This window comes from uncultured Corynebacterium sp., assembly GCF_946998835.1.
GTDB lineage: Bacteria > Actinomycetota > Actinomycetes > Mycobacteriales > Mycobacteriaceae > Corynebacterium.
The window spans coordinates 47490-60020 of sequence record NZ_CAMQAZ010000015.1; the positions used below are offsets into that span (position 1 = coordinate 47490).

Consider the following 12531-nt stretch of genomic DNA (forward strand, 5'->3'; position numbering starts at 1 on the left):
TCTGCCTGCGGTACCCTGGCAGGGTTGCTTGACGCAACGATCCTCCTGCTGCATAGCGGTTGGCATGAAAGATAGTGCCAGCACACCACGCTGTGTAGCCGAAATACAAGAACTAGACCATAGGAGGTGATGAGGTCCGTGCGTCACTACGAAGTAATGATTATTATCGATCCGTCTCAGGATGAGCGCACCGTAGGCCCGTCCCTGGAGAAGTACCTCGACGTTGTCCGCAAGGAGAACGGCAAGGTGGAGAAGGTGGACATCTGGGGTAAGCGCCACCTCGCCTACCCGATCGAGAAGAAGGAAGACGGCATCTACGTTGTCGTCGACCTCACCTGCGAGTCCGCAACCGTGCTGGAGCTCGACCGTCGTCTGAATCTGAACGACAGCATCCTGCGCACCAAGGTGCTGCGGGTTGATCGTTAATCTGCGCCGTAATCGCGAATCCGTAGTGCTCGAATGAGGCACGCCGGGAATGCGAAAGCCGTAGGATAGCGGGCGAAAGCCCCCATCATCAGCTCGACAGAATTCAACCGAGGAGAAAAAGCATGGCTCAGGGAGACGTACAAATCACGGTGGTTGGCAACCTGGTTGCTGACCCAGAGCTCAAGTACACCCAGAACGGCACCGCCGTGGCGAATTTCCGCGTCGCGTCGACTCCGCGAGTGTATCGAGAGGGCCAGTGGGTTGACGGCGAGGGCATGTTCCTCACCTGCAGCCTGTGGCGTGAGGCAGCGGAAAACGCTGTAGAGAGTCTCTCCAAGGGTATGCGCGTCATCGTCCAGGGTCGTCTGCGCCAGCGCAGCTACGAGACCCGTGAGGGCGAGCGTCGCACTGTCTTCGAGGTTGAGGTCGATGAGGTGGGTCCGTCCCTGAAGTTCGCTCGAGCTCAGGTCACGCGCACTCCGCGCAATGGCGGTGGAAACTTTGGTGGCGGTAATCGCGGCCAGGGTGGAAATGCCGGCGGCAGTTTCGGCGGTGGCTTTGGCGGTAACCAGGGCAATCAGGGTGGACAGAGCGATCGCGGTTTTGGTGGCGGAGCCCCTGCGGAAGATCCGTGGAATTCAGCTCCTCCGGCCGGTGGTGGCTTCGGCGGCGATGAGCCTCCGTTCTAAGCTCCTTCCAGCCACGGCACTACGTGACTAGTTTGCAGCAGATTTAGCATCCACAATTCTCAAAATCTTTTAAAGACATATCCAGCGAAAGGCAGGGATCATGAAGCTGATCCTCACCGCCGACGTTGACAAGCTCGGTGTCGCAGGCGACATCGTTGAGGTCAAGGCCGGCTACGGACGTAACTACCTGCTTCCTCGTGGACTGGCAATTGTTGCCACCCGCGGCGCAGAAAAGCAGATCGAGGGCATTCGTCGTGCCCAGGAGGCTCGCGCTATTCGCGACCTCGACCATGCACGTGAAGTCAAGCAGAAGATTGATTCGCTCGACAACGTCTCCGTTGCTGTGAAGGCTTCGGAAAATGGCAAGCTGTTCGGTTCTGTCACCAAGGGTGACATCGCCGATGCAGTTCGTAAGGCTTCCGGTCAGGCTATCGACAAGCGCGCAGTCGTGCTTGCTCCGAGCCAGATTAAGTCCCTTGGTAAGCACACCGTTGACATCGCGCTGCACCCGCAGATCACCGCGCATGTTTCCGTACAGGTCGTCGCCGCGTAATTTCGCGGTTTAAAGTTTTTACTTTGACGGCGGCCGACGAGTCCTGCGTTTAAAAGATGTGCGCGGGCTCCGAGGCCCAATGACAACAGCACACGTGAAGCTCTGATCTTTCGTAGTGAGAGGTCGGGGCTTTTCGTGGTTTTAGGCCGGTTTGAGGCTCTTTACGCAGGTGCCGCGGCAGACCCTTGGTAGTTCTCCACAGCTTAACGACGATTCCTGTGGATAAACCTGTGGGTAACTTATGCACCCGTCGTGGATAACTTTTTTCGAGCCCACAAAAGTCTTATTAATTTAGCGTTAATAACACCCGCGTGAGCAGTACTGATGTTACAGCGGCTCTTCATTCCTGAATTCGCTAGAGTTTCAAGAAAATGCAGCCTGACCTGGGAAGAAGATTCTTGACCAGGGCAAATATGAACCACCCCCGTTAACCCTCAAGTGAGAGTTTAGGGTTACCGGTAGTTCACCTGGGCTTTTCCTGCTTGTGCACACGTTCTCCCCAGGTTTATCCACAGGAGTTGTGGATAACTTCGGGGATAAAGTAGTCAGAAGATTGTCTTCCGCTGCTTTTGAGGGTACTTTTACAGGTCCGTCAATCCGGCCGAGCGGGTATAACTGCGGTAGATAGTCAGGGTCCTACATGTCGGCGGTTGGACAAGCGCCAAAGTGGTTCAGAAGGGGAGGAGCAGCTCACAATGAGTCAGCCTGTAGGTGATGGTGATCAAGCCGGGGCAGGGGAGGAAGGATCTTCTTTCGCGGTGAATTCCCACGACGATTCCTTCGATGACATTCCCTTGCCACCGGAACCACCGGTAGAGGATGCGCCACCGGAGGAGTACTCGTTTTCACAAAGCTCGGGCAACGGAGCGTCGTCAAGCGGGGGCGGGACTCGGGACTGGGAGCGAGACCGTGGACGTGGCGCACGTGCGAGTGCCGTAGCTGGGGCGACCTTTGAGCGCACGCCGCCGCACAACATCGAGGCAGAGCAGAGCGTGCTCGGTGCGATGCTACTGAACTCCGAGGTCGTCGCGGATGTATATGAACAGCTGACACCGGAGGATTTCTACCGGCCGGCGCATCAGACCATCTATTCGGCGATTCTGCACCTCTACGGTGAGTCATCGGAGATCGATCCCATTCTGCTGGCAGGGCGCCTGGACCGTACTGGCGACTTGGAGCGCATTGGTGGCCCGCTGTACCTGCACACGTTGGCCTCGCTGGTGCCCACAGCGGCGAATGCGCAGTTCTACGCGCGCATTGTCGCAGAGAAGGCCACAATTCGGCGTCTTGTGGAGGCCGGCACGAAAATTGCCCAAATTGGCTATGCGGGTGCGGAGGATACGGAGCCGGAGCAGCTGGTGGATGAGGCACAGCAACTCATCTTCAGCGTCGGTCGCGAGAACACGAAGAATGACTACGTTCCCATTGCCGATGTCCTTGATGACACGCTGGAAGAACTGGATCTCATTACCCAAAACGGCGGTCTGGCGCAGGGCGTGCCGACGGGAATTACCAACCTGGATAAGCTGACCAACGGTCTTCATCCAGGTCAGATGGTGATTATCGCGGCCCGCCCGGGTGTGGGTAAGTCCACGCTCGCGATGGACTTCATGCGTTCGGCATCCATCCGCAACGGTATGACCAGTGCTATCTTCTCGCTGGAAATGTCGCGCAATGAAATCATGATGCGCATCATGTCCGCCGAGGCGAAGATCAACATGGCATCGTTGCGTTCCGGTGACCTGGATGAACGAGACTGGACCAAATTGGTCGAGGTCGGTGACAAGATTCGGGACGCCCCGCTGTTTATTGATGACTCGCCGAACTTGACCATGATGGAGATTCGCGCGAAGGCACGTCAGCTGAAACAGAAGCACGATCTAAAGATGATTGTGGTCGACTACCTGCAGCTGATGAGCTCGGGTAAGAAGGTCGAGTCAAGGCAGCAAGAGGTCTCGGAGTTCTCCCGTCAGCTGAAGCTGCTGGCGAAGGAGCTAGAGGTGCCGCTGATTGCAATCTCACAGCTGAACCGTGGCCCGGAAGCCCGTACGGATAAGAAGCCCCAGGTCTCGGACCTGCGTGAGTCGGGTTCGCTGGAGCAGGATGCCGATATTGTCATGTTGATCTACCGGCCGGACTCGCAAGAGGCTGACCATGAACGTGCTGGTGAGGCGGACATTATCGTCGCGAAGCACCGTGGTGGACCGACCGGAAGTATTGCAGTGGCCCACCAGCTGCACTACTCCAGGTTCGCGAACCTCGCTGAGGAGCCCAGCGGTTCACTCTAGTCAGCGGGCCTAGCCACCCAAAATTAGTGCAGCTCGGGTGGCTAGGTAAGGTGAGTGGCAGTCAGCGGAGCGAGTTTTCGTGCGTTGACAGGGTTTTACGGATTATTGAGGGTTACGCGGAGTCGTCGGGAAGCGGGGAAGCACTATGTCATCAACTGCCGCTCCCGTGGCAGCGGAGGCCAAAGCCAAAAGCCAGAAACGCGCACCGAAGCAGCGCGTCGGCTGGGTAGATGCGGCCAAGGGGCTGTGCATCCTCCTCGTCGTGCTCGGCCATGCCATCACCGAGCTGCAGGCGCACGGTTACTACACGGCGCAATGGGCGGGTTTCAACTTCTTCCTCGGACCCATCCGCATGCCGCTATTCTTCCTGCTGTCGGGACTGTTTGCCGGCAAGGCGCTCAAAGAGTCCTGGCATAAGCTGGCCAATCGCCGAATCTGGGTGATGGTCTATCTCTATGTAATCTGGGTGCCACTTCGTGACCTGGTGCTTTTCCTCATGCCGTATACGCATGTGGATGCGGACGGGATTGTGTATCCGCCGCCGATTACGGACCGGAGCGCGTGGGGCCCGCGTATCTACAACACTCTTCACGCAACTATCGAGCCGACATCCTACCTGTGGTTCCTGTGGGCCCTGGCGCTGTTTGCAATCCTCACACGAGCATTCCGGTGGGTACATCCGGCGATTCAGCTGATTGTTTCAGGCCTCATTAGCGCCTGGGCTCCTTTTGCGTCATCCAGCTGGTCGTGGGACTTCGTCAGCAAGATGCTGTTCTTCTACGTGCTGGGCATGTATGGTGCGCCCTGGATCTTCCGGATGGCACAGCGTCGCAGCGGCCTCTCACTGCTTGTGACACTGACGGCGTTCCTGGCGGTGGCAATCTGGGTGCAGGTCACCTACTCCAGCTTTAACGATGGCAACGTTGGCTTCACCCGCGTGTACCTGTCCACCACTGGCGCATTGGCTGCAATTAATGTTATGGCGATGCTGCAGAACACTCGCCTGGTCGTACCTTTTGAAAAGATAGGTGGCCGAACGCTGCCCATCTTCCTCATGCACATTCCCATGCTGGTTGTGGTCATGATTGTTTTCGACCTCATCCTGCCGAGTGACCCGCACTTGGTCATCATGACCCCGCTGGTGACCATTATCGCGGCAGTGCTGTGTCTGGGTCTGCACCGGCTTCTGCTCGCCATTGGCGCCGGCTGGCTCTTCGCCCGCCCGGCGTGGGTTGTGCGCATGACAACGCCGGAGCAACGGGTCTTTCAGCGCAGCCCCGCGCGCCCCTAAGGGCGAACCTGCTTCCTAACTCGGCTCGCCAAGGCGGTAGCGTGGAGGCGGAGATAATCAGGCCGCAGTAGTGAGAAAAAGAATAACCACGGGGAAATGAGAGAGCCATGCGTCTAGCAACGTTGCGACACCAGGGTGGAACGCGCGCCGCTGTTCTCGGCGACGGCGTAGCGGTCCTTTTCGATGACCACTGTCTCGGGGATGTGTTAGCGCGGCCAGGGTGGCGTCGTGAAGCGGAAGAACTCCTGGCGGAGGCGGGGAGCAATCCTGACAACGTCATGGCGGAGAGTGCGTGGGCGTTCGCGCCACTGATTACGCGCCCGGGCAAGATTGTCTGCGTCGGGCTGAACTACGCCGCCCACATCGATGAGATGGGGCACGAGCGCCCTGAGGTGCCGACGTTGTTCGCGAAGTTTGCTGATGCCGTGGCCGGCGCAAAGGATGACATCCGAGTGCCGGAGGCCAGCGCCAACAAGCTCGATTACGAAGGTGAGCTCGCAGTTATCGTCGGCGAGACGTGCTTGCGGGTGTCGGAGGAGCAGGCCGAGGAGGCTATCGCTGGGTATGCGATTATGAATGACTTCACGCAGCGCGATTTCCAGTACGCCACCGAGCAGTGGCTGCAGGGCAAGACGTTGCAGCGTGCCAGCGCTTTCGGTCCGTGGATGCTCACTGCTGATGCCTTCGACGCGGATTCGGCTCGCGTGCGCACGTACATTGACGGGGAGCTACGTCAGGATGCACCAATTGCCGATCTCGTTTTCTCCCCCGCGAAGTTGATCGCCTACATTTCGCAGTTCGTCCAGCTCAACCCGGGTGATGTCATCTCCACGGGCACTCCTGCGGGCGTCGGCCACGGCATGAATCCGCCGACATACCTTCAAAACGGCCAGGAGATGGTCATTACCATCGATGGCCTGGGCAAACAGGTCAACACCGTCCGCATCAATCACTAAAACACGCCGCTTTACGACGTTTCCGCGAACCCCGCGGGAATGAATCGACCCCCGCGTGCGTTGTGGGGAACTAACGGGTAAAAACCTACGTAAAAAACGTGAATTTAGAACGCGACATTAAAGAGTAAGAGGAGTTAGTCCCATGGCAACTGTTGATATTACGAACGAGACTTTCGCTGAGACCATTCAGAACAACGACATTGTGCTCGTTGATGCCTGGGCATCCTGGTGCGGTCCGTGCCGCCAGTTCGCTCCAATCTTTGAGAAGGCATCGGAGAAGCACCCGGAGGTAGTGTTCGCGAAGCTGGACACCGATGCCAACCAGGAGGTTTCGGCAGCTCTGGGTATTCAGTCGATTCCGACGCTGTTTGTTTTCCGCGAGGGAATCCTGCTGTTCCAGCACTCCGGTGTGCTGCCGGAGACCGCTCTGAGTGATCTGGTTGGCCAGGCGTCGGAGCTGAACATGGATGATGTCCGTGCGCAGATCGCCGAGCAGGCGGCACAAGACAGCGCCGCCGAGTAATTCTGTTCTAGTCCGCGCTCTGGCTGCGAATGAGCCAGCCGAGGCCAAAGCCCACGATTGCGGCCATTAGTGCCCACACTGCTGGATTGACTGAGTTCGAGTCTTCCTCAGTCGAAAGGGGCATGCTGGTGTAGGTGGGCTTTGTTTCCTTCTCATTTTTTGGCAGCACCTGTCCACTTGGGAATACGTTCTTGACGGCTTCGGTGAGATCGTCAGCGGTCAGGTTTTTGCCTAGAACAGCGATGGCGTAGCGGTCATTGTCGCCTAAGAAGCCGGCGGTGGTGTGCTGCTCTTCGTACCAGCCGGATTTGTTTGCGATGGTTTCCTTCGGCAGTGCAGCGCGGAGGCCGAAGTTCTGGTCCGCATCGCCGTAAGAGTATCGCGGTAGCGAGTACATCAGCTGACGCATGTATCTGGTCTCTGTGTGGCTCAGTCCGCCCTTTTCGCTCAGCATGCGGTCAAAGTAGGCGACCATGTCGGCCGGGGTGCTGGTGGTGGCTCCCCACATAGGCGAGCCGACAGTCTTATCCGACAGGCCATAGCGGTCTCGAACATTGTCAACGATGCGAGTTTGGCCGTAGGCATCCCACAGCGCGTCGGTCGCCTCGTTGTTGGAGTAGCGAATCATGTCATCGCGCAGCATGGCATCGGGGTTGCCCTCGACTGGCATATCGCCCTTGCCGGCAACAATTTCGCCCTTCTTAGGTGGCGTGTAGTTGGAGTAGGCCACAACGTCGGCGACGAACACCTTCATGAGACTGGCAAGCCGAAACTTATCGTCGCAATGCGAATTGCAGATGAACTCACCGGTCTGGCGGTCCAGGATGCCCATGCCGAGCATGCCGCCCTTATCGTCGAACTTCTCGGTCACTTCGTCGAGCCGCGTTTGCACATCCTGACCCCATTGGGTTTTGGCTCCGGGCACAATCGGTGGAAACTTCTTCGGATTGCTCTTCGCAGTGCTTTTCGACGGCTTGGTGGAGGACTTTTCCGATGTCGTTGAAGCGGTTTTCTCCGCCGACTTGTCAGCGGTCTTGCCCGGGGTCTTCTCCGTGGTTTTTTCAGAGGCCTTTTCAGGGGTCTTCTTGGTTTTTGCGTCGGACGGCTTAGTGGGCTCGGTCGAGGATGGCGATGCTAAGACTACCTGGGGAAATGCATCGGTGCCGGTGGTATCAGCGTTTGCTGTGGCTGTCGCGTTTGCCAGCGGTGCAGTGGCTGACAGAGTAATAACCGCGGCGAGACTCGCGGCGATTCCACGGTGCGCGCGTTTAGGGCAATGAACCATGTTTAGAGAGTCTACAACTCTGTGCGAGTCGCGCTCGCCGTCAACTAGCTCATTCTGTTTATCGAGAGAGAGCGAGCCAGCTCACGTACAATTTTTGAAAAGATGGAATTTTCTCGGTTCTGTTAACTTACGCCGCATATTTGAGGAAGGTTGGATTTGCATGGCTAATCCATTTGCTAAGGGCTGGAAGTACATGATGTCTTCATTCGACAAGAAGATTGAGGACAACGCGGACCCGAAAGTTCAGATTGCACAGGCTGCTGAGGCTGAGCGCCAGCGTCATCAGGAGATTCAGCGTCAGGCGGCGGCTATTATCGGCAACCGCAATCAGCTGGAGATGCAGCTTGGTCGGTTGACCTCCGAGCGCGACAAGATTACTGAGAACACCCGCCAGGCTCTCGCTAATGCGGATCAGGCTCGCGCCAAGGGGGATGAGGCAACTGCGCAGAAGATGGAAAGCACCGCGGAGGTGTTTGCCACGCAGCTGGTGAATGTGGAAAAGGAGCTGGAGAACACCACGCAGCTCCACCAGCAGGCCGTATCTGCTGCTGAGGAGGCACAGCGTCAGGCGCAGCAGTCACAGGCTCGCTACGAGCAGATTAAGCAGGATATTCGCAAGCTTGAGTCGCAGGCGGATCAGGCCAAGATGCAGGAGACTGCATCGAAGACTCTTCAGAGTATGCAGGGAATTTCTGAAAATCCGAATGTGCCGACCCTGGATTCGGTCCGTGAGAAGATTGAAGGCCGCTACGCCAATGCGCTGGGTGCCCAGGAGCTCGCGGAGTCCTCACAGGCAGGTCGTATGGCCGAGATTGAGACCTCCACTCGCGATGCCGCTGCCAATATGCGCCTGGCTGAGATCCGCGCCCAGATGAATAACGAGAACACCGCCCTCGAGTCCGGTGCTGCCGCGAAGGGCAACGCAGGTGAGCTGGAGTCCGCTGAGGATAGCGCGGATGCAGAGGTCGCTGAGGATACCACCGACACCGAAGCGGGCAGCGCAACCGATACCGCGGCAGACACTGCGGCAGATGTAGACGACGCGAAGTAGCCTTAACCGACTACCGACGGCCACCAGTGGCCACCAAACAAGAAACCAAACAAGAAAGTGTCGGGGTTTATAGCAGTGTGAGCGGGAAAATCCGCCATAAACTGCTATAAACCCCGACACTTTTTCGCGTCAACAGCGCCTTTGGCGCCGACAGCATCGACCAGACCGCTAGCCGCGCTACTCTTCCAGCTTGCCGTTCTTCCGGGCGAGCAGAACCCCACGGATACCCGCGTGGAAACCATCGCGCAGATTGACACGCTGCGTCTCCGTCAGCGTGTATTCGTGCAGAGTCTCGCACGCAAACTGCAGCAGCGGACGATCAATGTCCGGCGGCAGTCCACCGCCGGAGAGCAAGTGGGCGCTATCGCGTGCCTGCTCGGTCGCAATATTCTCGTACCACCAGTTCGCATACTGCTGGCCCACATCGAACGGCGTCTGGAACCCCGCGGATGCCCACACCTCGTTCGGCAGGGGCACATACCGACTGCGCAGCTTCCTCCGCGGTGCCATCATCGACGGGTTCGGGCGCGGGCTTGGCTTTGGTGTGCTCTCACTGACGCTGCCTTCGCTTGCCGACGACTCCGCCGCCGACCCTGCATTGCCAGCTGTGTCCCCATTCTCGGCCCCGCCACTGTTCTCAGTGTTTCTAGCGGTTTCAGTCGTCGCGCCGGGCATAGCCGCTGGCGATGGCTGAGTTGGCTGACTTGGCTGGGTCGACTGAGTTGGCTGGGATGGGGAGGCACCCGAGGCACCCGAGGTACCCGAAACACCCGAGGCCGCTGGCGCCGTTTGCGCAGCCTCAGCGCCACCAGTGCGTTCTACCTCAGCGCGGTGCTCAGCCTGCGCCGGAATCTCCCGGGCACCCATCTTGGCTGCATGCTCGACCTCGTTGAACTTCGGTGAGTCAGCCTTGGCAGTCGGTGTGGCCGCGGCATTGTCTTCACTACGACAGTCAGAGCCGCTGGCCGCTGTGGGGGAGGGCACAACGCGCTGGTCCTGCGGCACCTCCGGAGTGTTGGCCTCCGATGTGGCAGTGTCACCGTCGGCAGAGGAGGGAGTGGTCTCCGTGCCGTCGTCAAGCGAGCCCTCGCCCGGAGGCGTGATGCGCGTATCCGGCACGCGGGTGGCGCCGAGATCTTCGATGGGTTCGGCATCGCCCAGCGGCTTATTCGTGCGGGCGACCGGTGGGATCGGTCCTTCGAGAACGTTGAGCTGCATGGCATCGGCGAAGTCCTCACGAGGATCGAGGATTGTCGTCGAATCACAGGCATGGCGAAGCGCACCGGACATGGAGTCCCAGCCGAAGCCGTAGAGGTGCACGCGCACTCCGGCGGCCGATGCCTCCGAGACACCGGGCAGCATGTCCGCATCGCCCGAGACCAGCACGATATCGGAAACCTGATTGCGCAGGCCGGCGACGACCATGTCGGCAACCAAGCGCGTATCGACGGCCTTCTGCGTCCGCCGGTCGCCCCATTCAATGAGTTGACCTGCGCGCAGCTGAACACCATCGATAGTGCGCAGCGAGCGCTGGTAACGATGCGGCCCCGACTCCGGGATGCCGTCGTACCAAAGTTGCCGCTGAACTGGCTGGTTCAGCTGCTGGTTAATCATTCGGTCAAGGACACTAACTACTTCTCTAAGGTCGATTTCTAATTGCCCGCGGGCTCCGGTTTCCCACGAGTTGTAAAAGCTCGCCAATAAATATGACGTATCGACGAACACCAATGTGCGTTCAAGCATGGCTCCTAATTCCTGATTCTTTATTAACTAAATTAAGCAAACCGGTTACATCGACAAGGATGCCCGAATAATTCATTCTATGCCCTAAACATGTTTAACTTCAGGGACTATTCTTAATAAGCCGCATCACTGTGACCGCTCTGCGCGGGTCGGCGGGCGTGCGAGTCGTCGCGAGAAAACCGCTCGATGTGGGGCTGACGTGCAGAGAAATGCGGAGGAATTGACACTCGACGAGCGCGACCACACAGGAGAAGGGAAGTTATAAAGAGGTATGAGACGCTGGTTCGGCCTTTTGGTTCTCATTACCGTGATGGGGCAAGCGGTTTTCAACGGCGGTCGCGTGCTGCTTTCTTGGCGAGTCCTCGACTTCGGCGGTTCCGCCGCCACCATCGGTTGGTTCACTGCCGCATTTTCACTTGTACCTCTTATTATCGCGCTTCCCGCAGGCAAGCTTGTCGACAGCCGCCGCGCCACCGAAGTCATGTACTCCGGCCTTATTGCCACCGTCGTCGCCACGGCAGTAATGGCGCTCTCGCCGAACTTATCAATCCTTTTGCTCGGCTACGTCGCTCTGGGTTTTGCCCATATGACCACGCTGATTGCCGCTCAGGGCATGGTTTCGCATTTGCGTGGTGGCGTCGCCGGCCTGGATAGTCTCTTTGCCTACTTCACTCTCGGCATCTCTGTTGGTCAGTTCCTCGGCATCGTCGGCGCGGGTTTGTTCACGCCTAACCATGACAGCACGACCAGCACGGCGACCACTCCCGCACTTTGGGTAATGGCGGGAATCGGCATGCTCGCCCTGGTCATCGGCTGGCCAGTCGCCACCGCTTATCGACGGCACGAAGCGAGCGCAGCCGCCGAAGTACAAGCGGCTAGCAGTGTTGCGTCTTCCGCGCCGTCGCAAAGCGAAGCTGGTAACTCGTCGGTCCTCAACATCCTGCGTATCGACGGGATGACCAGCGCCATGGCTGTATCAATTGCGGTCATCGTCGCCATTGACCTGTTGACGGCATATGTGCCTGTGCTGGGCCGTGAACTGGGCTTCAGCGTTGCCGAAGTGACGGCCATCCTCGGCGCACGCAGCGGTCTTGCAATCATTTCTCGCGCTTTCATGCCGACCGTACTGCGCCGCGCCGACCGTGACCGTGTCCTGATTATTGCAGTGTGCGCAGGTGTCCTGCCTCTTCTTGCCATGCCGTGGCTTGGTAGCGCGTGGCTCATGGTTATTGCCGTTGGAATCTGTGGTTTGGCGTGGGGATTTGTGATGCCGATGTCGATGACATGGGTGAGCTCCTTGGTGGATGCCGATGTCCGCGCACAGGCTCTTTCCATTCGGCTGATGGGCAATCGCCTGGCGCAGGTGATCCTGCCGCCGGTCGCTGGTTTGGGTGCTGCCGCGCTGGGCGCGGGCAGCGTCTTTCTCGGCGCGGGTGCGTTGATGGGGGTCGCGTCTGCCGCCGCTTGGCGACGACTCGCAGGTAGCAAGATGGCTTTGCCTCAGTAACTCAGGTCTGTCGAAGTGGTGGGGCTTTGACTGAGTAGTCGGGCCCTATTTGAGTCGTTGACTAGTAGTGACCTAGCTATGGGAGGGCTCTGAATCGGCGTACGGAGTTAACTTGAGTGGCGCATTTTCATAGGTCTATCAGGGGATTCGCTTTAATCTGGGCCTGTGTGTAATGTATCTGGAGGTCAGCGCGGCCAGGCGGTTTATGTGTTTGGTTGG

The 12531-nt window shown here is 58.4% G+C and carries 11 protein-coding genes; 9 read left to right on the forward strand and 2 right to left on the reverse strand.

The window, feature by feature from the left end:
* The first annotated feature begins 138 nt into the window (after positions 1-138).
* The 7 genes from rpsF (at position 139) to trxA (ending at position 6726) form a co-directional block, all read left to right on the forward strand.
* Positions 139-426, forward strand: a complete 288-nt coding sequence (gene rpsF, locus Q0U90_RS06730) for a 30S ribosomal protein S6 (protein WP_005511978.1) — start codon at positions 139-141, stop codon at positions 424-426.
* Between the two features lie 122 nt (positions 427-548).
* The gene (locus tag Q0U90_RS06735) at positions 549-1115 is read left to right on the forward strand and encodes a single-stranded DNA-binding protein (RefSeq protein WP_297452819.1); all 567 of its coding nucleotides are present in this window, start codon (positions 549-551) and stop codon (positions 1113-1115) included.
* 100 nt (positions 1116-1215) lie between these two features.
* A complete protein-coding gene (rplI, locus tag Q0U90_RS06740) occupies positions 1216-1668 on the forward strand; it encodes a 50S ribosomal protein L9 (RefSeq protein WP_005511982.1) in 453 nt (150 codons plus the stop codon).
* A gap of 695 nt (positions 1669-2363) precedes the next feature.
* Positions 2364-3956, forward strand: a complete 1593-nt coding sequence (gene dnaB / locus Q0U90_RS06745; protein ID WP_297452821.1) for a replicative DNA helicase — start codon at positions 2364-2366, stop codon at positions 3954-3956.
* Positions 3957-4101: 145 nt separating this feature from the next.
* Complete coding sequence (locus tag Q0U90_RS06750) at positions 4102-5247, forward strand: acyltransferase family protein (protein WP_297452823.1); 1146 nt, start codon at positions 4102-4104, stop codon at positions 5245-5247.
* A 107-nt stretch (positions 5248-5354) separates the two neighbouring features.
* Positions 5355-6203 (forward strand): fumarylacetoacetate hydrolase family protein, encoded by an 849-nt coding sequence (locus Q0U90_RS06755; protein ID WP_297452825.1) that lies wholly within the window; start codon positions 5355-5357, stop codon positions 6201-6203.
* Positions 6204-6345: 142 nt separating this feature from the next.
* Complete coding sequence (gene trxA / locus Q0U90_RS06760) at positions 6346-6726, forward strand: thioredoxin (protein ID WP_297452827.1); 381 nt, start codon at positions 6346-6348, stop codon at positions 6724-6726.
* A gap of 7 nt (positions 6727-6733) precedes the next feature.
* Here trxA and Q0U90_RS06765 read toward each other — a convergent pair whose 3' ends face one another.
* On the reverse strand, positions 6734-8011 hold the full coding sequence (locus Q0U90_RS06765; RefSeq protein WP_297452829.1) for a serine hydrolase: 1278 nt from the start codon (positions 8009-8011) through the stop codon (positions 6734-6736).
* 160 nt (positions 8012-8171) lie between these two features.
* Here Q0U90_RS06765 and Q0U90_RS06770 point away from each other — a divergent pair, with 160 nt between their 5' ends.
* Positions 8172-9062 (forward strand): PspA/IM30 family protein, encoded by an 891-nt coding sequence (locus Q0U90_RS06770; RefSeq protein WP_297452831.1) that lies wholly within the window; start codon positions 8172-8174, stop codon positions 9060-9062.
* Positions 9063-9239: 177 nt separating this feature from the next.
* Here the strand turns inward: Q0U90_RS06770 and Q0U90_RS06775 are convergent, their stop codons facing one another.
* Positions 9240-10805 (reverse strand): NYN domain-containing protein, encoded by a 1566-nt coding sequence (locus tag Q0U90_RS06775; RefSeq protein WP_297452833.1) that lies wholly within the window; start codon positions 10803-10805, stop codon positions 9240-9242.
* 271 nt (positions 10806-11076) lie between these two features.
* Between Q0U90_RS06775 and Q0U90_RS06780 the strand changes: the two genes are divergently transcribed.
* Positions 11077-12312 (forward strand): MFS transporter, encoded by a 1236-nt coding sequence (locus Q0U90_RS06780; RefSeq protein WP_297452835.1) that lies wholly within the window; start codon positions 11077-11079, stop codon positions 12310-12312.
* The last annotated feature ends 219 nt before the right edge of the window (positions 12313-12531 follow it).